15 protein-coding genes are annotated in these 18930 nt (G+C 57.7%); 13 read left to right on the forward strand and 2 right to left on the reverse strand.

Going from position 1 to position 18930, the window contains the following annotated elements:
- Window positions 1–47: 47 nt before the first annotated feature.
- Together ACEQU8_RS08220 and ACEQU8_RS08225 are read right to left on the reverse strand one after the other, a co-directional pair.
- Window positions 48–2123 carry a hypothetical protein gene (locus ACEQU8_RS08220; protein WP_370262855.1) on the reverse strand — a complete coding sequence of 692 codons (2076 nt, stop codon included), beginning with the start codon at window positions 2121–2123 and terminating at the stop codon, window positions 48–50.
- 131 nt (window positions 2124–2254) lie between these two features.
- Window positions 2255–3280 (reverse strand): AraC family transcriptional regulator, encoded by a 1026-nt coding sequence (locus ACEQU8_RS08225; protein WP_370262856.1) that lies wholly within the window; start codon window positions 3278–3280, stop codon window positions 2255–2257.
- Window positions 3281–3385: 105 nt separating this feature from the next.
- Here ACEQU8_RS08225 and ACEQU8_RS08230 point away from each other — a divergent pair, with 105 nt between their 5' ends.
- From ACEQU8_RS08230 to ACEQU8_RS08290, 13 genes are all read left to right on the forward strand, one after another.
- Window positions 3386–4507 (forward strand): fatty acid desaturase, encoded by a 1122-nt coding sequence (locus tag ACEQU8_RS08230; protein ID WP_370262857.1) that lies wholly within the window; start codon window positions 3386–3388, stop codon window positions 4505–4507.
- Window positions 4508–4733: 226 nt separating this feature from the next.
- The gene (locus ACEQU8_RS08235) at window positions 4734–5036 is read left to right on the forward strand and encodes an FmdB family zinc ribbon protein (RefSeq protein WP_370262858.1); all 303 of its coding nucleotides are present in this window, start codon (window positions 4734–4736) and stop codon (window positions 5034–5036) included.
- Window positions 5037–5045: 9 nt separating this feature from the next.
- Window positions 5046–5711: a DUF502 domain-containing protein gene (locus tag ACEQU8_RS08240; protein WP_370262859.1), complete on the forward strand. Its 666-nt coding sequence runs from the start codon at window positions 5046–5048 to the stop codon at window positions 5709–5711.
- Window positions 5695–7500, forward strand: a complete 1806-nt coding sequence (gene aspS, locus ACEQU8_RS08245; protein ID WP_370262861.1) for an aspartate--tRNA ligase — start codon at window positions 5695–5697, stop codon at window positions 7498–7500. Before ACEQU8_RS08240 ends, aspS begins: the two co-directional genes overlap by 17 nt.
- A gap of 12 nt (window positions 7501–7512) precedes the next feature.
- Entirely contained in the window at window positions 7513–8016 is a 504-nt protein-coding gene (gene nudB / locus ACEQU8_RS08250) for a dihydroneopterin triphosphate diphosphatase (protein ID WP_370262862.1), read from the forward strand.
- Window positions 8017–8233: 217 nt separating this feature from the next.
- Entirely contained in the window at window positions 8234–9037 is an 804-nt protein-coding gene (locus ACEQU8_RS08255; RefSeq protein WP_370262863.1) for an endonuclease/exonuclease/phosphatase family protein, read from the forward strand.
- Entirely contained in the window at window positions 9034–10383 is a 1350-nt protein-coding gene (locus ACEQU8_RS08260; RefSeq protein ID WP_370262865.1) for a phosphatidylserine/phosphatidylglycerophosphate/cardiolipin synthase family protein, read from the forward strand. Before ACEQU8_RS08255 ends, ACEQU8_RS08260 begins: the two co-directional genes overlap by 4 nt.
- Window position 10384: 1 nt before the next feature.
- Entirely contained in the window at window positions 10385–11407 is a 1023-nt protein-coding gene (locus ACEQU8_RS08265; protein ID WP_370262866.1) for a ligase-associated DNA damage response exonuclease, read from the forward strand.
- On the forward strand, window positions 11404–13158 hold the full coding sequence (locus ACEQU8_RS08270; RefSeq protein ID WP_370262867.1) for a cisplatin damage response ATP-dependent DNA ligase: 1755 nt from the start codon (window positions 11404–11406) through the stop codon (window positions 13156–13158). The genes ACEQU8_RS08265 and ACEQU8_RS08270 overlap by 4 nt, the downstream gene beginning before the upstream one ends.
- On the forward strand, window positions 13155–14069 hold the full coding sequence (locus tag ACEQU8_RS08275; RefSeq protein WP_370262869.1) for a DUF429 domain-containing protein: 915 nt from the start codon (window positions 13155–13157) through the stop codon (window positions 14067–14069). Before ACEQU8_RS08270 ends, ACEQU8_RS08275 begins: the two co-directional genes overlap by 4 nt.
- 28 nt (window positions 14070–14097) lie before the next feature.
- Window positions 14098–15168: a tRNA 2-selenouridine(34) synthase MnmH gene (gene mnmH, locus ACEQU8_RS08280; protein WP_370262870.1), complete on the forward strand. Its 1071-nt coding sequence runs from the start codon at window positions 14098–14100 to the stop codon at window positions 15166–15168.
- An 88-nt stretch (window positions 15169–15256) separates the two neighbouring features.
- Entirely contained in the window at window positions 15257–16249 is a 993-nt protein-coding gene (rocF, locus tag ACEQU8_RS08285; RefSeq protein WP_370262872.1) for an arginase, read from the forward strand.
- Window positions 16250–16278: 29 nt separating this feature from the next.
- On the forward strand, window positions 16279–18924 hold the full coding sequence (locus ACEQU8_RS08290) for a ligase-associated DNA damage response DEXH box helicase (protein WP_370262874.1): 2646 nt from the start codon (window positions 16279–16281) through the stop codon (window positions 18922–18924).
- The last annotated feature ends 6 nt before the right edge of the window (window positions 18925–18930 follow it).

Raw genomic sequence — 18930 nt, forward strand, 5'->3', positions numbered from 1 at the left:
AAAATACACGGCGCTGCGCACCACGGTGATGCGCCGCGCCTTTGGTTTTATTTTCTGCGGTTAAACCACAGGCAGGCTGCCAGACCCAGAAGACCCAGCAGGTTGAGTGATCCACCACCGGCTGGGTTTGCCAAAGTGCTGGTGCCGCCCGCATTGGGATCTTCCGCCGGGTTCAGTGGGGTGCCACCGCCGCCGCCCGAGCCGTCGCCAGAACCGTCTCCAGAACCATCGCCCGGCGTGCCACCACCTGTGTCGCCATCATCCGCGGGTGGCAACACCAGTTCGCCAGCCAGGGCCTGAAACTGCACATCGGTCATTTGCATTTTTACCAGCCCAGTGCTGGCAATGCTCACGCTTTGAATGTGCTCAAAGTCCACGCCCGCAAAGGCTTTTAGGGGTAGTTTCACCATGTTCAACAAGGTTTTTGCACCTTCGGTGTTGCCCGCATCGCCCGGTGGCAAGTACAGCGCTTTGGAGTAAGCGGCCACGGGCAAGGTTTTTGACACACCCGCCGTGTCTTTCAGGGTTACCAGTAGCGTGGGCGGTTCGGTGAGCGCTGCTGCGCCATTGAACACGGGTAGGCCTGCGCGGAAAGTGAGGCTGTCGTAGGCCTTCACGTTTTTGTCGCCCAGTGCAAAGGTCAGTGAAGACTCCGCATTATCCGATTCTAAATACAACTGCCCAGCGGTGGCCCAGGTTCGAATGCTGGGGCAAGCGGCTGAAGCCACCGTGCCATTGGCGTTGGTGGTGTTGCAAAACTCAAATCGGTCGAGGTCTTTGGGGGTGTTGCTGCCTTGCAGGTTGTTGGTAGTCAATGAGCTGGCATCGAGTACGTCGTCAATCACCAGCCGCTTGGAGGCGGGGGCTTGAATGCTGAGGTGAACACGGTCGTTGCAAGACATTCCAGCCTTGGCCGTGGCCACAGGGCAGGCGTCGCTGGGCAGACCAGCATTGCCGCTCCAGTAGCTTGCAAACTGCTGTTCGTTGCCCAAAAACAGGCGGAAAAATGAGGACATTAAAAACTCACCATGCCGGCGTTGGTCCAGCGGGGCATCGCGCCCATTGCCCTCGCGGCCAAGGTCGCAGTGGCTGTCGGCGTTGGAGTAATCGTCACTGGTCCAGATGGTGTTGTAAAAGTTGTGGTTGGCGCCCATGGTCACCACCTGGAATTTGGGTGTTTCAGTGGCCTCGGTGATGTAGCGGCTTTTGTCGTACATAAACGCGCCTTGAAGGTTGGACACATCGCCGTCGCAATAGGGCAGCAGCACGGCAAAGTTCACATCGGGCGCGGCGATGTAGTCAAAGTTGGTGGGGGCCAGGGCAAACACCGCTTTGATGGCATGGGGTGCAATGAAGGGGTCGCCAGCCTGATAAATATTGCCGCCCACTTCAATGGTGGCGGGCCGTGCTTTGTTGACCGACAACACATGGGTTACACCCTGACCACCGCGTGAGTGGCCCATCAGCCCGATGTTGTTCATGTCGATTTTGCCTTGCAGGCCAGCCAGCAAGTAGGGGTCGCTCAAACCGCTGTACAAGCCGCTGCGGTTGATTTCTCGCAAAATATCCAGGTGGTGCAATATCAGTTGCGAGCGTTCGTTCACGCCTGCGTTGCCCACCAGGTCTTTGTCGTTCACGTCGTTGGCATTGATCGAAATCACCACATAGCCCTGGGCCGCCAGGTTTTGCGCCATGTAGTCGTAGCCTTTGTAACTGTCAACGCTTTTGAGCACCTGCACAGGCCGGCCCACCACCCCGGGCACCTCCAGTTCGCATTCGCCAGAGCTTAAAAATTCAGTGCCCAAGTAACTGCAGGTCACGTGCCGGCCGTGCAAATACAGCACCACGGGAAAGGGGCCATCGCCATCCAGCGGGTAACGCACTTGTGCTTCCACATCGCCGGCGTACTTCACGCCTTCGGGGTCGTTGAGCAATATTTGTGGCGCTGTGTAATTCAGAGGGGCCGATACCCGGCTGGACTGCGACAGGTCCCGCACGCTGGGGGCGGGCGGCGTTTTGTCGATGGGCAGTTGGTTTGCACCAAAAGTCACCGCACTCACCAGGGCGGCGCTTGCGAACAGTGCGCGGGTTAGGAATTTTTTGTAAGTAAAGTTATGCTGCATTGCACCATCTCCAGGCAAATGTAGTCACATTGCCGGCGGGTGCCGAGCAGTTGAATGTGACTTTGCCTGTTCAGTGCAAGAGTTGTACCCCAGCGCTAGATGAAATGCTCTAGCCGGGGCCTTGTGGGGCGCTAAGAGGATTCGCGCAGGGTGGATGGGCTTTGCCCAAACCATCGCTTGCAGGCGCGGCTGAAGGCCGAGGCGTCTGAAAAGCCAAGGTCCAAGGCGATGGCGGTGAGGGGGGCTTTGCTTTGCACCAGCAAACGCCTGGCCTCTTCCCGGCGGACTTCGTCAACAATGTCGGCCAGGCTGGTGCCCTCGTCGGCCAGTTTGCGCTGCAGGTTGCGGGTGCTCATGGCCAGCGGCTTGGCCACGTCTTCCAGGTTGGGTGCGCCGTGCTGAAGGGTGTTGAGCACAATCTCGCGCACGGCTTTGGTCAGTGTGGGGGCAGGGCGCAAGCGTTCGATGGCGGCCTGGCTGGCCTGGTCCAGATGCTCTGCAATCAGCCGGTTGGCGCCCTTTAAGCGGGTTTTAACCGTGTGCATGGCATACACAATTTGAAGGGTGGGTTGCTGGTACAGCAGGGGTGCGCCAAACGATTTTTCAAAAAACTCAAGGTGCACGGGCGCTGGTTGAGGGCGGGTGAGGGCAACTCGCAAGGGCACCAGTGTTGGGTCGCCCAGGCCTTTGCCTGCGTTGGCCAGCAAACATGCAAACCCGTCGATGGATTGTTGGGCTGGTTGTGCGCCGTCACGCAAGGCAAGCTCCACCACAAATTCATCGTGGTGCGTGCGCAAGCTCATTTCACTGGCGTCGGTCACCAGGTCCACAAACCGGCTCATGCGGCCAAATGCCTCCTCCAGGGTTTCGCTGGCCATCACGCTCAAGCCCACCGCATGGAAAGTGGCCGGGGTGATGTGGCGTATGGCTTTCAACCCGAGGGTTTCATCCTGGGTCAACTCAAGCGCTTTTTGCCACAGCGCGGTGGTGTTGCTCACCGGGTAGCGGGCCTCAGGGTGTTCCAGCAAGGTGGGGTCCAGGCCTGCCTGCTGAAACAGGTGGGCAGCATCCAGGCCACGCTGGTTTAGCTCTTGGGCCAGGCCTCGCATCCAGCTGGCCAGGGCGGTTGGCGGTGGGGTTGTTGGCGTTTTAAACACGGGTTGGCGTGCAAAGTCATGTGCTTGTCGTGTAAAAACAAGCGGGTTGGCATGTCCTAAAGCATACTTCAATCAACAAAAGCCAAATCACAAGGGGACTTCGCAATGTCAAATTTGAGTGAAAAATTGCTGGGGCAGGGCGGGCAAGGGGCCCAAGGCTCGCGCATCAAGCAAAACCACATCAATGCCCAGGACCAGCAGCGCATCGCAGTAATCAAGAGTGCCATTTTGGCCGAGGGCGATCGCATTCGTGCCAAATACCCGATCCTGAAGCACCAAGACGCCATTGGCATGGCTATTTTGCTGGTGTCTATGGCCGGGGCAATGGCCACGGGTTGGGCCTACTTGGAGGGCATGCTGGCGTGGTACATCACCATTCCCGTGATCGCGATTTTCTTGAGCTTCACCCACGAGCTTGAGCATGACCTGATCCACTACATGTACTTCCGCAAGAACAAGTTCATGCACAACCTGATGATGGCATTGGTGTGGCTATGCCGGCCGAGCACCATCAACCCATGGGCGCGCAGGCATTTGCACTTGCACCACCACAAACATTCCGGCACTGAAACCGACATTGAAGAGCGCGCCATCACCAACGGCGAGCGTTTTACGCCGCTGCGCCTGTTGATGATGCTTGACCTTGAGTTGAGCGTGGTGCTTCGTGTGTTCAGGATTCCAAAAAATCGCCGCCTGAAAATGTTGATGATGGGCGCTGCGGGCAATTTCCCCTTGGCCTCGGCTTTTTGGGTGAGCTTCCATGCGTATGTCGCTTACTGGGCCATTGAGGCGGCGGCATGGACGGTAGGGTATTCCGTGCCATGGCCTGCATTCATCGACGCTGAATTTGTGGCTGCAGCCAACACGGTGGCCGTGCTTATTTTTGCACCCAACTTGTTGCGCTCTTTCAGCATCAACTTCATCAGCTCAAACATGCATTATTTCGGCGACATTGAAGACGGCAATTTTGTGCAGCAGTGCCAGGTGCTGAACAGCAAGTGGTTCATCATTCCCCACCTGTTCTGTTTCAATTTCGGATCTACCCACGGCATTCATCACTTTGTGGTGCGCGACCCGTTCTACATTCGCCAAATGACCGCTAAGAAGGCCCATGCGGTGATGCGAGAAAACGGTGTGCGTTTCAACGACCTGGGCACTTTCAAGCGGGCCAACCGCTGGAGCATGAAAGAAAAGCCACAACAAGAGGCGGGTTACCAGGCCGCTTAAGAGCCTGTTGATCCCAAATTCCGCCCTTGGCTAGAGGAGGGCGGAAGCAGTCTTCGTGTCATTGGGCCACATTCTCATGCGATGGCCCACTCCGTCGACACAAAGAGCGTTTTTCCCCAGGGAAAAGCGCTCTTTTTTTATGCCCACACCAGCCGATCTTGGAGAAAAAGCCATTGGCAGCATATAATTAGGGGTTTTTTGTTGCCTTTTTGCGGGTGAGGTTCAAATGCCAATTTATGCTTATCGTTGTGGGGCCTGTGGCTTTGAAAAAGATGTGTTGCAAAAGCTCAGTGATGCACCGCTTACCGAGTGCCCAAGCTGCAAACAGCCCCAATTTTCCAAACAAGTCACGGCAGCAGGTTTTCAGTTAAAAGGTTCGGGTTGGTACGTCACCGATTTCCGCAATGGCGGGGGAGCGTCCAAGGCAAGCAGCAAGCCAGCAGAAGCCCCTGCGGCCGCTTGCCCAGTGGCCGGTTGCGGCGCTCCGGCGGGTGCGGGTTGTGCCTCCACTTCAGCCGACGCCAGTTAAGGGGGCGCATTGCAACACCAGTCCTCCCTGCGCAAATACCTGTTCACAGGCCTTTTGATCTGGATCCCCCTGGCCATCACCATTTGGGTGCTGTACACCGTGGTGGGTCTTATGGATCAAACCCTGTTGCTGCTGCCCCAGGCGCTTCAGCCCACGCTCTGGCTTGGGTTTAACATCCCGGGCCTGGGCGTGTTGCTCACGGTGGCTGTGCTGTTGGGCACCGGCGTGTTGGCGGCCAATTTTGTGGGTGCCTGGCTATTCAGGTTGGGCGACGGCATTTTGTCGCGCATTCCGCTGCTCAAGGTGGTTTACACCAGCGTCAAGCAGGTGTCCGACACCTTGTTGACCTCATCGGGCAAAGCATTTTCGGAATCCGTGCTGGTGCCGTACCCCCATGCGGGCGTGTGGGCCCTGGGTTTTGTCACTGGTCAACCGCCAGCGGCTTTGCGCCAGCAACTGGGCGAAGAAGACGTGGTGTCGGTGTATGTGCCCACCTCGCCCAGCCCGGCCTCGGGCTATGTCATCATGGTGCCCAAAAATTTATTGCGCCCGTCTGGCCTAAGCGTGGACGAGGCCTTGAAATACATCGTGTCTTTGGGGGTGGTTGCACCCGCAGAGGCCCCCTTGGATCAACCCCATCATTTGCAGAAAAATACCCATGAAAATGCGCACTGATTACTGTGGCAATGTGTCACAGGCCCACCTTGGCCAAACTGTCTCCCTGTGTGGCTGGGTGCAGCGCCGCCGCGACCACGGTGGTGTAATTTTCATCGACCTTCGCGACCGCGAAGGGCTGGTGCAAGTGGTTTGCGACCCCGACCGTCCTGAAATGTTTGCCTTGGCCGAAACCTTGCGCAACGAGTTTTGTGTGCGTGTCGAAGGCCTGGTGCGCGCCCGCCCGGCCGGTACCGAAAACAGCAACCTGAAAAGCGGTGGTGTAGAAGTGTTGTGCCGCGGCCTGGAGGTGCTGAATGCATCGGTCACCCCACCTTTCCAGCTGGATGACGAAAACCTGTCCGAAACCACACGCTTGACCCATCGCGTGCTGGATTTGCGCCGCCCGCAAATGCAAAAAAACCTCATGCTTCGCTACAAGGTGGCCATGGCCATCCGCAAATACCTCGACAAGGAAGGGTTTGTGGACATCGAAACACCCATGCTCACCAAGAGCACACCCGAGGGCGCGCGCGACTACCTTGTGCCCTCACGCGTGCATTCCGGGGAGTTTTTTGCGCTGCCCCAATCGCCCCAGTTGTTCAAGCAAATGCTGATGGTTTCGGGCTTCGATCGTTATTATCAAATCACCAAGTGTTTCCGCGACGAAGACTTGCGCGCAGACCGTCAGCCCGAATTCACCCAGGTCGATATTGAAACTTCTTTCCTCACCGAGCAGGAAATACGTGACCTCTTTGAGCACATGATCCGCCAGGTGTTCAAAGAAACCATGAACGTGGATCTGGCCGACCCCTTCCCGGTGATGGCCTACAGCGAAGCCATGGCGCGGTTTGGTTCCGACAAGCCCGATCTGCGGGTCAAAATGGAATTCACCGAGTTGACCGACGTCATGAAAGACGTTGATTTCAAGGTGTTCTCTGGCCCAGCCAACATGGACAATGGCCGCGTGGTGGCCCTGCGTGTGCCGGGCGGTGCCGAAATTTCACGTTCTGACATTGATGACTACACCAAGTTTGTGGCCATTTACGGTGCCAAAGGTTTGGCCTGGATCAAAGTAAACGATCTCTCCAAGGGGCGCGATGGTTTGCAATCGCCCATCGTAAAAAACATTCACGACGCCGCCTTGAACGAGCTGCTCAAGCGCAGTGGTGCCCAGAATGGCGATCTGCTGTTTTTTGGTGCCGACAAGGCCAAAGTGGTCAACGACGCCATCGGTGCTTTGCGCCTGAAGGTGGGTCACAGTGATTTTGGTCAGTCCAAAGGCCTGGTGCAGGGTCAGTGGGAGCCTTTGTGGGTGATCGATTTCCCCATGTTCGAGCTCGACGAGGAGGCGGGTCGCTGGGTGGCTTGCCACCACCCCTTCACCAGCCCCAAAGACGGCCACGAAGACTACCTGACCACCGACCCCGGCAAGTGCCTGGCCAAGGCCTACGACATGGTGTTGAACGGCTGGGAGTTGGGCGGTGGTTCGGTGCGTATTCACAAAGAGTCGGTGCAAAGCAAGGTGTTCCGGGCGCTGAACATTGCAGAAGACGAAGCGCGTTTGAAATTCGGCTTCCTGCTAGATGCCCTGCAATACGGCGCGCCGCCCCACGGTGGCTTGGCGTTCGGCTTGGACCGAATTGTGACCATGATGAGTGGTGCAGAAAGCATTCGCGACGTGATTGCTTTCCCCAAAACCCAACGCGCACAGTGTTTGCTGACCCAGGCGCCAAGCCCTGTGGACGAAAAGCAGTTGCGCGAGTTGCATATTCGTTTGCGCCAGCCCGAAGTAAAACCCCAGGCCTGAGGTGTTCCGAAGGTGAGCGGTGACAAAATCCCTGTCTCGGTGCTGGTTGTGATGTACAGCGCCGACGGGGATTTTTTATTGATCGAGCGGGCTGATCGGGCCGGGTATTGGCAATCGGTCACTGGCAGCCTGGATTGGGCTGAGGAGCCGCCCCTGCAGGCGGCTGCGCGTGAGTTGCTGGAAGAAACCGGTTTGCAGGCACAGCCCTGCGAGGCCCCCCCTGTGTTGGGTTGCAGTGTTGAGCAATTGTGCGAGCCCATGCGCTTGCGGCCTTGGCCTCACCAACTTCAGTACGAAATTTTCAGCCATTGGCGGCACCGCTACCCACCAGGCGTGACCCACAACACCGAGCATTGGTTTGCCGTGTGCTTGCCATCGGGCACCCTACCCAACTTGAGCGCCAAAGAGCATGTGGCCTACGCTTGGCTGGGCGCCGAAGAGGCGGCAGCGCGCTGCTTTTCACCCAACAATGCGCAGGCCATATTGGCCCTGGCAAAACGCTTGATCAAAAAATAAAAGGGGCTCGCGCAATGGGAGCCCCTTTTTTCATATACCGTGTTTAGAAACAGCAGAAAACGTTTTAAGACTGCGTAGCAATGTTATGAATACTTACATCGCCAGTTTAGGGGTAACCCTAATGAGGGGCAATACCCTTCACGTGTGACATGTCTTGAATTGATATAGAAAACGAACGGTATTTTTTCTATATAAAATACGTAAAAATGGAGGCCCAATGCGCTTGAGGGTTGCAAGCTACAACATTCATAAGGGTGTGATGGGGCTGCGCAAGCCCGTGCTGACCATTCACGCCCTGCGAGAACAGTTGCATGCACTGGATGCCGATCTGATTTTTTTGCAAGAAGTACAAGGCCGCCACGACAAACATGCCACCCGGTTTGAGCAATGGCCCTTGCATGGGCAACATGAATTTTTGGCCCAAGGTCCCTCGGCCATTGATGATCTGTTGGGCCACGCCAGCCAGCGTTATTTCAGTGCCTACGGCATGAATGCCGTGTACCCCCATGGCCACCATGGCAATGCTTTATTGTCGCGCCATGCCATCGAGTGGAGTCTCAATGAAGATGTGTCAGACCATCGGCTGGAGCAACGGGGGTTGCTGCATTGCCGTGTGGCCACCCCGGCTGGCCCGGTGCATGCCCTGGTTGCTCATTTTGGCTTGCTGTACCGCAGCCGCATACGGCAGGCCGACAAGCTCATTGAGCATGTTCGCAACCACGTACCCAGCCAGGCTGCCATGGTGGTGGCAGGCGATTTCAACGATTGGCAGCGCAGGTTGGGACCCGTGTTACAGGCCGGCTTGAATGCCAGCGAGGTCATGCCATTGAAAGGGGCCAAACGCATTGAACGATTGCTTCATGTGGGCAGCTTTCCGAGTCGGTTTCCCATCCTGGGCCTGGACCGCGTGTTTGCAAGGGGGTTTCGTGTCACCAAGGCCGAAGTGTTGCGGGGGGGCTTGTGGGGTAAGTTGTCCGACCATGCACCCTTTGTGGTCGATCTGGAATACAACAACCCATGACTACGCCTCGCCAAGGCCAACCTTTGAAGCAGGTGATACGCGATTTCAATGCGCAAGTGGATCGCTTGCTGCCGCCACCCACGCCCGAGCGTGATGGCAACCAGGTGCAGTTGCTGCTTGGGGGAGGGGAGTATTTTCCATTGGCGCTGCAGGCCATTGAGCAGGCCAGCGAACTGGTCCAGATGGAAACCTATATTTTTGCCAACGACGCCACAGGACGCGCCTTTGCAGAAGCCTTGGCCGATGCCGCCATGCGCGGCGTGAATGTGCAATTGGTGTTGGATGGTTTTGGGGGGCAAGAGGGCATCAAAACCCTGGTGCCTGGTTTGCGGGCTGCGGGGGTGAGCGTGCGGGTGTTTCGCCCAGAGCGCTGGAAGCTCAAGCCCAGTCCACGACGCTTGCGACGCATGCACCGAAAAATGCTGACAGTGGATGGTCAGGTTGCGTTTGTGGGCGGCATCAATGTGCTGGATGACATGAACCACAGCGGCGAGCGGGGCGAGCTGTTGCCAGTTGAAGGCCACACCCAAGTCAACAGCGATTTGGTGAATCATCCCTTGGGGCCGCGTTACGATTTTGCTGTGCAGTTACACGGCCCCGTGGTGATGGATGTGCAGCACGCCATGCAGTGGCTGTGGATGCAAATTGGTCCAGGGGGCATGGTCACCGACACACTGACCTCCGCTTGGTGGCGCGAGCGCGCAGAGCAATGGGTGCAATTGTTGGCTGCGCAAAGCGAGCAGGCTCCCCCCAGGCCTGTGGGGGAGGTGCGCGTGCAATTGGCCCTGCGCGACAATTTTCGATTGCGCCGGCGAATTGAGCGTGCCTACATTCAAGCCATCGGCAAAGCTCACACCTCGGTGATTTTGGCCAACGCTTATTTTTTGCCAGGCCGCAAAATGCGCAATGCCATCGCGGGGGCGCGCCATCGGGGCGTGGTGGTTAAACTGCTGTTGCAAGGGCGAGTGGAATACAAGTTGCAGCATTACGCCACACAGCACCTTTACCACCACCTGCTTGCGCAAGGCGTGGAGGTGTACGAATACCTGCCTGGTTTTTTACATGCCAAAGTGGGTGTGGTGGATTCCTTCTGGGCCACGGTGGGCTCATCCAACCTGGACCCCTTGAGTTGCCTGTTTGCGCGCGAGGCCAATGTGCTGGTGCAACACCGGCCTTTTGCACAACAGTTAAAAGCCGAGCTTGTTCGCGCCATGGAGCAGCACAGCCGCCGTGTGCTGCTTCAAAGCCATGCAGCACGCCCCTGGCGGGAAAGGGCATTTAGCTGGTTGTGTTATAAACTCATGGTGTTGGCGGTGTTTGTAGGCGGTTTTGGCAGCCGTTATTAGCATGGATTTGGTGGTTAGTCGTCCCGAAGGTTTGTATTGTCCCCCAGGTGATTTTTATATCGACCCGTGGCGCAAGGTGGATCGGGCTGTGATCACCCATGCACACGCAGACCACGCCCGCACGGGGCACAACCATTATTTGTGTGCCGCGCCTGGCGAGGGAGTGCTGCGCGCCCGCTTGGGCAATATTCAACTGGACACTTTGCCTTACGGTGCCAGCACTGTTCACAATGGCGTAAAAATTTCCTTGCACCCGGCTGGCCATGTGTTGGGTTCATGCCAGGTTCGTTTGGAGTATCGCGGCCAGGTGTGGGTGGCCAGTGGTGACTACAAGGTGATGCCCGACCTCACCTGCACCCCGTTTGAGCCGGTTCGCTGCCACACCTTTATCACCGAATCCACTTTCGGTTTGCCGGTTTACCGGTGGCGAAGCGATGCCGACATTTACGCTGAAATCAATGCCTGGTGGGCTGCCAACGCGGCCCAAGGCAAGGCCAGCGTGTTGTACGGTTATTCGTTTGGCAAGGCGCAGCGCATGATTGCCGGAGTCGACCCCAGCATCGGTCCCATTGTGTGCCACAGCGCCTGCGAGGCCTTGAATGTGGCGTATCGGCAGGCCGGGGTGGCTTTGCCGCCGACCCATTTGGTCAGCAGCATAGAAGACAAAGCCCTCTACAAAACATGCCTGGCCATTGCACCGCCTGCAGCACAAGGCGCCAGTTGGATGAAGCGGTTCGGCTCGGCATATTCGGATGCTTTTGCATCGGGTTGGATGCAATTGCGCGGCTCGCGCAGGCGCAGCAATGTGGATCGCGGATTTGTGATGTCTGACCATGCCGACTGGCCTGGGCTCATGAAAGCAATTGGCGAGACCGGGGCCGAGCAGGTGATCGTGACCCACGGTTATGTGTCGGTGATGGTGCGCTGGTTACAAGACCAGGGCTTGAACGCCCGCGCTTTTGTGACCGAGTATGGCGGTGAGCAAGGTGCTGAGGAACCCGTTGATACCGGTGCAGTGGCATGAAAGAATTTGCAAAACTGTTTGCTCAACTGGACGCCAGCACCTCCACCAACAACAAGTTGCATGCGTTATGCCAATACTTTGAAAATGCCCCTGCCGACGATGCCGCATGGGCGGTTTACTTTTTGGCGGGCGGCAAACCCAAACGAACTGTGCCCACAGCCACTTTGCGTGAGGTGGCTTTGAGAGAAAGCGGCCTGCCCGCCTGGTTGTTTGAGGAAAGTTATCAGGCTGTGGGCGATTTGGCTGAAACCATTGCCCATGTGCTGCCCCTGCCCAGGCAAACCGAAACCACTGTGCAGCATGGCCTGGCGTGGTGGATGCAAGAGCGAATATTGCCGTTGCGAAGCCTGGCTGACGAAGACCGCATTGCAGCTGTTCAGCGGTGCTGGCAGATCCTGCAGCCCAATGAGCGCTTTTTGTTTGTGAAGCTGGTGGGCGGAGGTTTTCGGGTGGGGGTGTCAAAGTTGTTGCTCACCCGTGCCCTGGCCACCCTGGCCAAGCTAGATGCCAAGCTGGTGGCCACACGCATGATGGGTTACACCGATGCCAGCGCTGTGCCCACCCCGCAGCAATATCTTGCATTGATTGAACCGCCGGTGGATGGCTCTGGCCTTCATGCCCCGGCCAGGCTGGGGCAACCCCAGCCTTTCTTTTTGGCGCACCCCTTGCAGCAAGCCCCCGATTCCCTGGGCGACTTGCACCACTGGCTGGTGGAGTGGAAATACGATGGCATTCGCGCCCAGGTGGTTAAAGACGACGGGCAGGTTTGGATTTGGTCACGCGGCGAAGAATTGGTCAGCGAGCAATTCCCCGAGTTACAACACGCCTTGGCTGCATTGCCCGATGGCAGCACGCTGGATGGCGAGGTCTTGGTGTGGCCGTTGGGCAGCGAGGCGCCTGCAGGTTTTAATGCATTGCAGGGGCGGCTCAATCGCAAAGTCGTGAGTAAAAAGTTGATGGCCGATTCCCCCGTGGTGTTTATGGCTTACGACCTGTTGCGTTGGCAGGGCCAGTTACAAACACTGCACCCACAACACGAACGCCGTACTTTGCTTGAGCAGTGCGTGGGTCTATGTGCCCCACAGGCTGAGTTCACTGGCATGCAGCGGCTTCGCCTGTCGCCTTTGGTACTTGCCTCCAGCTGGTCTGCTTTGCACACGCTGCAGGCCCAGAGCCGCGAGCTTGGCGTCGAGGGCTTCATGCTGAAGCACCGGGATTCCCGCTATGGCGTGGGCCGCACCAAGGTTGATGGTTTGTGGTGGAAATGGAAAATCGACCCCATGACCATTGATTGCGTCCTGGTGTATGCCCAACGAGGGCATGGTCGGCGGGCCAGCTTGTACACCGACTACACCTTCGCTGTGTGGGAGCGCGCCCCGCAGAACGCCCAGGAAGCCCATGCTGTGGCGCAAGCCATTGCCAAAGGGGAGTCGGTAGAAGACAGCACAGCCAAGGGTTTGCCGCGCTTGGTGCCCTTTGCAAAAGCCTATTCGGGCCTCACCGATGAAGAGTTCAAGCACGTGGATCGCGAAATTCGCAAACACACTGTAAACAAGTTTGGCCCAGTGCGCACCGTGGTGCCCACGCTGGTGTTTGAGTTGGGTTTCGAGGCCATTGCCCGGTCCAATCGCCACAAAAGCGGCGTGGCCGTGCGTTTTCCGCGTATGCTTCGTATTCGCCACGACAAACCCCTTCACCAAGCCGACACCTTGGCCCAGCTTGAAAGCCTGTTGCCAACCCACACCCCATGAGCCCCATCAACCCACGCCTTTTTGGCATCGATTTTTCAAGTAGCCCCAGCAAGAGAAAACCCATCGCGGTGGCCGTGGCCCAGTGGAATGGCGCTGTGCTTCAAGTCGATGAGTTGTGGTCCTTGCCCACGCTGAACGAATTTTTGCACCTGCTAAACACCGGCGAGCCCGCCCATGCCACTGGAAGATCCGCAGATCAAATTCATCAATTGGGGTTGCCCTTCGTGGCGGCCATCGACATGCCTTTCGGTTTACCGCGAAAGCTGGTTGATGGCCTGCAGTGGCCTGGCGCTGGGCGCACCGACTTCTCGGCTTGGTGTGATTTGATGCAGCATTATTGCGCCATGAGCCGCGAGCAAATACGCGCCACCTTCAAAGCGTGGTGTGATGCACGTCCCGCCGGGCACAAGTTTGCTCACCGGGCTTGCGATGGGCCCGCCGGCTCTTCGCCCTCCATGAAATGGGTCAACCCCCCTGTGGCTTACATGTTGCATGCAGGCGCACCGCTGTTGATGCGGTCGGGGGTGCACATTCCGGGGATGCAAAAAGGCGACGCCGCGCGAGTGGCCCTGGAGGCTTACCCCGGCTACCTGGCTCGTCAAATCCTGAACCGTGCCAGTTACAAAAGCGACGATAAAAACAAAGACACACCCGACCGTCGGCAGGCCCGCACCGAGTTGCTCAATGCCGTGGAAGAGGGCATGTTGCTGGGTATTCGCGTGCAGGTGCGCCCCTATTTGCGACCCAAGTTGCTTGAGGATGCCAAGGCCGACCACCTTGATGCCCTGTTGTGTTGCCTGCTGGCCGCATGGGCGTTCAAGCAGCGTCAACTCCGCCAGGACATGCATTACGGCATGCCTGCCCGCATCGACCCAGTCGAAGGCTGGATTGTGGGTGTGCCGCCGCTATAATGGTGAGCCTTCTCCCTTTGGCCAGCCTGTGAAACACCCAGACATCGTTACCCTCGACAGCCTTGCCGAGTTTTCGGACATCATTGATGTTCGCTCGCCTGCAGAGTTTGAAGAGGATCACATTCCGGGCGCCATCAATTGCCCGGTGCTCAGCAATGAAGAGCGCATCACCGTGGGCACGCTATACAAGCAAGTTTCCCCGTTTGAAGCCAAAAAAGTGGGTGCTGCCCTGGTGGCCAAAAATATTGCGCACCATTTGCAAAGCCGCTTTCAGCAGCATGGCAAAGGTTGGAAACCCCTGGTGTATTGCTGGCGGGGAGGCAGCCGTTCAGGGGCCATGACCCACATTCTTCGGCAGGTGGGGTGGCCCGCCAGCCAGTTGCAAGGCGGGTACAAAGTGTTCCGCACCCATGTGTTGGGTCAGTTGGCCGAGTTGCCCAAGTTGTTTCACTACCATGTGTTGTGCGGCGAAACCGGCAGTGCCAAAAGCAGGGTACTGGAAGCCATGGCCCGCATGGGCGCGCAAGTGCTCGACCTGGAGGGCATGGCTTGCCACAAAGGCTCGGTGCTCGGGGTGCTGCCCAATGTGCCACAGCCCTCACAAAAATGGTTTGAAACACAGGTGTGGCACACGCTGCGCAATATGGACCCCGCCAGGCCAGTGTGGGTCGAGGCCGAAAGCAAAAAGATCGGTAGTCTGCGCGTGCCCGAGGCCCTGTTTGACACCATGACCCACCGGGGTAGCGTGGTTCGCCTGGACGTGCCCGTGCAGGCCCGTGTTGAGTTTTTGTTGCGCGATTACGATTATTTTTTAAAAGACCCCTCGCGCTTGCAAATTCAATTGAACTACCTGCGCAGCCTGCATGGCCAAGCGGTGATCGATCGCTGGCACGCAATGGCGCAGCATGGGGCTTGGGCAGAGTTGGTTGAAGCGCTGCTTACCCAACACTATGACCCGGCTTACCGGAAGTCTACCCCGCGCAATTTGCAAGGTTTTGCAAAAGCGCATGTCGTACACAGTGAGTCCTTAAGCGACGCAGGAATTCAGCAAATGGCCTCTCAAATGTTGGCTTTGTTGCAACAGCAAGACGGAAGTTAACGCCGAAATTTCAAGGCAAGGGCTTTTCAAACGCCCTCATCAAGCGCACACTAAATCAACAAACTCTCGCCGTTGGCAGGAGGTGTGCTTGAAATTTGCTTTCAATGCCAAGTTGTCTCAATCGTTCAGTGCAGGCCATTTCACTGACCGGCCCGTTTTTCCTCCAAAGTTCTACCCTCCCACCTTGCAGTTGATTGGCGCCCCCACCGATGTGGGCACCACAGCCAGTGGCGCATGCAGCGGCCCCATGGCTTTGCGGCAAGCTGGTCTTGTAAAAGGTTTGCTGGCCACCGGTCGCCCTGTGCTGGATGCAGGGGATGTGCAGGGCCCGCAGGGCTTCGATCACAAAGCCCACGCAGGGTATCGCAATTTGTTTGAAGTGGCCCGCTGGAATCGACTGGTTGACCAAGCGGTGTGGCAGGCCTTGCAGTGTAACCGTGTGCCAGTGTTGCTTGGCGGTGACCATTGCTTGGCGGTGGGCTCCATCAGTGCAGTGGTGCGCCACTGCAGGCAGCGTGATCGCCGCTTGCGGGTGCTGTGGTTTGACGCGCATGCCGATTTCAACACCGCACGCACGTCTCCATCCGGCAATTTGCACGGCATGCCCTTGGCTTGCCTTGTGGGGCTTGGGCCAGACTCTCTGGTTCGCCTAAGTGGTCATCAACCTGCGCTTAAACCCAGGCAAGTGCGTTTGTTGGGCGTGCGTTCAGTCGATCCTGACGAGTCGTCTGCCTTAAGCGACGCCGGGGTGCCTGTGCTGCACATGCAAGCGATGGCAGGCATGGCTTTGAGCGACATCATGGCCTTTGCTTTGGAGGGCACCGCAGTGGGCGACCATGTGCATGTGAGCTTTGATGTGGACTGCCTGGACCCCACTGAGGCGCCTGCCGTGGGCACGCCTGTGGCCGACGGTGTGCCGGTTCAGCAACTGCGGGCCTGTTTTGAGTACTTGGCCAAAACCGGCTTGGTGCACTCGGTGGACGTGATGGAACTTAACCCACAGTACGACACCCGGCAGCAAACCACTCAAACGGTGCTTGAGCTTCTAAAAACCCTATTGGCGGGGCCTGTGGCAAAATAGGGCGCATTGCAGCACCCCTCTTTTGTTTTATGTCGGCATTTCGAGGCATTCCCCCAGGGCCCAATGTGGGTACGCAGCTTAAGGCCTTGCGTCGCAAGCGCAAGCAGGCGCAGCCTCAAACGGTTCGGCCCGAAGCTGTGCCCTACATGCAGCACGAAGAGGCGAGTATTGGGTCGCCGGCCGTGCCTCTGGCTCAGTTGCTTCCTCGCCATGTCGAGCAGTGGTTTGCAGAGCAGGGCTGGTCCCCCTTTGATTTCCAGCGTGAGGTGTGGAGCGCCATGGCTCAAGGCGAAAGTGGCATGTTGCATGCCACCACCGGCGCTGGTAAAACTTTGGCGGTTTGGTTGGGTGCGCTTTTGTACCTGGCCAGTCAAGCTCCACCAAGGGGGGCTTGCACCCAAGTGATGTGGATCACCCCCATGCGTGCCCTGGCGGCCGACAGCACCCGCGCATTGCAAAGCGCAGCGGCGAACCTGGTGCAGGGGTGTAGTGTGGGCATGCTCACTGGGGATACCGATTCAGCAGCTCGTGCCGCCATTCAAAAAAAACCTCCCACCGGGCTGGTGACCACCCCCGAAAGCCTCACCCTGATGCTCACACGTTCCTCCGGCACGCAAGCGCTCACCAAACTGCGCGTGTTGGTGGTTGATGAATGGCATGAATTGATGGGCAACAAGCGGGGGGTACAACTGCAACTGGCCATTGCACGCCTGGTGCAACTCAATCCCGATTTGGTGGTCTGGGGGCTCAGTGCAACCCTGGGGAATCTTCAAGCCGCCATGGATGTGTTGTTATACCCAGTGCGGCGTGGAGGCCGACCACGGTTGGTGCAGGGAGCCCTGCCCAAGCGTCTCCAAATCGACAGTCTGGTACCAGCGCAATTCGAACGCTTCCCTTGGGGTGGACACTTGGGGCTGGTGCAGGTGCAGGCAGTGGCCGCAGAGCTGGATGCCTCAGCGTCAACCCTCGTGTTCACCAACACCCGATCACAGGCCGAAATTTGGTACAACGCGCTGCTGGAGGCCAGGCCCGACTATGCTGGCGCCATGGCCCTGCATCACGGATCGCTGGATAAGTCGGTGCGCGATTGGGTGGAGCAGGGCTTAAAGCAGGGCTTGCTCAAGGCGGTTGTGTGCACATCTTCGCTGGATTTGGGCGTTGATTTTTTGCCAGTCGAACGGGTTATTCAAGTGGGATCGCCCAAGGGGGTGGCGCGCTTGCTGCAGCGGGCCGGGCGTTCAGGTCATGCACCGGGCCGGCCCTCGCGCATCACCATTGTGCCCACCCATGCGCTTGAACTGGTGGAGGCAGCGGCTGCAAGGCATGCCGTCGAACAAAAAACAATTGAGCCCCGGCACAGCCCCAAAGCGCCGCTGGATGTGTTGGTGCAACATTTGGTCACTGTGGCCATGGGCACCGGGTTTAAGGCCGATGCACTGTACAGCGAGGTGTGTACCAGCTATGCCTACAAAGATTTAACGCGCGCCCAGTTTGATTGGGCGCTGGCATTTGTGGAACGCGGGGGCGAGAGCCTGAGCGCCTACCCCGACTATCAACGCGTGGCGTTGGCCGATGATGGCTTTTACCGAGTGCTTCGCAAGGACATTGCACGCCGCCATGCCATGTCGGTGGGCACCATTGTGTCCGACTCGGCCATGCATGTGGCCTGGATGAGCGGTGGGCGTTTGGGCACCATAGAAGAGAGTTTTATTGCACGGTTAAAAGCGGGCGATTGTTTCAGTTTTGCAGGCCGCGTGCTTGAATTGGTGAAGGTGCGCGACATGACTGCTTATGTGCGCAAAGCCGCGCGCAACAAAGCGGCTGTGCCTCAATGGCAAGGCGGCAAAATGCCACTGAGCAGCGAGTTGGCATACGCCTCCCTGATGATGCTCGATCAAGCTCAGCATTTTTTAACCCAAGGGCTTGAACCCAAGGCCCCCGAGTTGCGGGCCTTGGTGCCGCTGCTGCAATTGCAAATGCGCTGGAGTGGTTTGCCAGGCCCCAACCACCTGTTAATTGAGGAGTTGCATAGCAAAGAAGGGCATCACTTGTTTGTGTACCCCTTTGAGGGCCGAACCGTGCACATTGGTTTGGCCAGTTTGCTGGCTTGGCGCGCGTCGCAGCACCAGCCGGGCACATTTTCGATTGCCATGAACGACTATGGATTCGAGCTGCTCAGCGCCGAGCCTGTGGATTGGGCCAGTTGGATTCACAGCGATTTGAACACATCGCCCTTGTTTGCCGAGGGCGATTTGCTGCAAGACGTGTTGGCCTGTTTGAATGCGTCGGAATTGGCACAACGTCGCTTCCGTGAAATAGCCCGAATTTCTGGCCTGGTGTTTCAGGGATACCCCGGTGCGGGCAAAAGCACCAAACAGTTGCAAGCTTCCAGCTCGCTTTTTTTCGATGTGTTCAAAAAGCACGATCAAGGCAATTTGCTGCTGGCGCAGGCCCAGCGCGAAGCGCTAGAGCAGGAGTTGGACATTGAGCGCATGGCCATGGCGCTAGCCGAAATTCGCAAAAAAACATTGGTGTATAAGCACGTGCAGCGCCCAACCCCTTTTGCATTTCCGCTGCTGATTGAACGCTTGCGAGAGATGGTGAGTACAGAAAAACTCAGTGACCGAGTGGCACGCATGGTTGCTGAATTGGAAAAAGCAGCCTTGCGTGCCTAAGCTCAG

This window comes from Limnobacter sp., from assembly GCF_964228395.1.
GTDB lineage: Bacteria > Pseudomonadota > Gammaproteobacteria > Burkholderiales > Burkholderiaceae_B > Limnobacter.

Coding starts and splice junctions, on each gene's coding strand:
- ACEQU8_RS08220 (WP_370262855.1), bottom strand. CDS start 2,123: ATGCAGCATAACTTTACTTACAAAAAATTCCTAACCCGCGCACTGTTC.
- ACEQU8_RS08230 (WP_370262857.1), top strand. CDS start 3,386: ATGTCAAATTTGAGTGAAAAATTGCTGGGGCAGGGCGGGCAAGGGGCC.
- ACEQU8_RS08235 (WP_370262858.1), top strand. CDS start 4,734: ATGCCAATTTATGCTTATCGTTGTGGGGCCTGTGGCTTTGAAAAAGAT.
- aspS (WP_370262861.1), top strand. CDS start 5,695: ATGAAAATGCGCACTGATTACTGTGGCAATGTGTCACAGGCCCACCTT.
- ACEQU8_RS08255 (WP_370262863.1), top strand. CDS start 8,234: ATGCGCTTGAGGGTTGCAAGCTACAACATTCATAAGGGTGTGATGGGG.
- ACEQU8_RS08260 (WP_370262865.1), top strand. CDS start 9,034: ATGACTACGCCTCGCCAAGGCCAACCTTTGAAGCAGGTGATACGCGAT.
- ACEQU8_RS08265 (WP_370262866.1), top strand. CDS start 10,385: ATGGATTTGGTGGTTAGTCGTCCCGAAGGTTTGTATTGTCCCCCAGGT.
- ACEQU8_RS08270 (WP_370262867.1), top strand. CDS start 11,404: ATGAAAGAATTTGCAAAACTGTTTGCTCAACTGGACGCCAGCACCTCC.
- ACEQU8_RS08275 (WP_370262869.1), top strand. CDS start 13,155: ATGAGCCCCATCAACCCACGCCTTTTTGGCATCGATTTTTCAAGTAGC.
- ACEQU8_RS08290 (WP_370262874.1), top strand. CDS start 16,279: ATGTCGGCATTTCGAGGCATTCCCCCAGGGCCCAATGTGGGTACGCAG.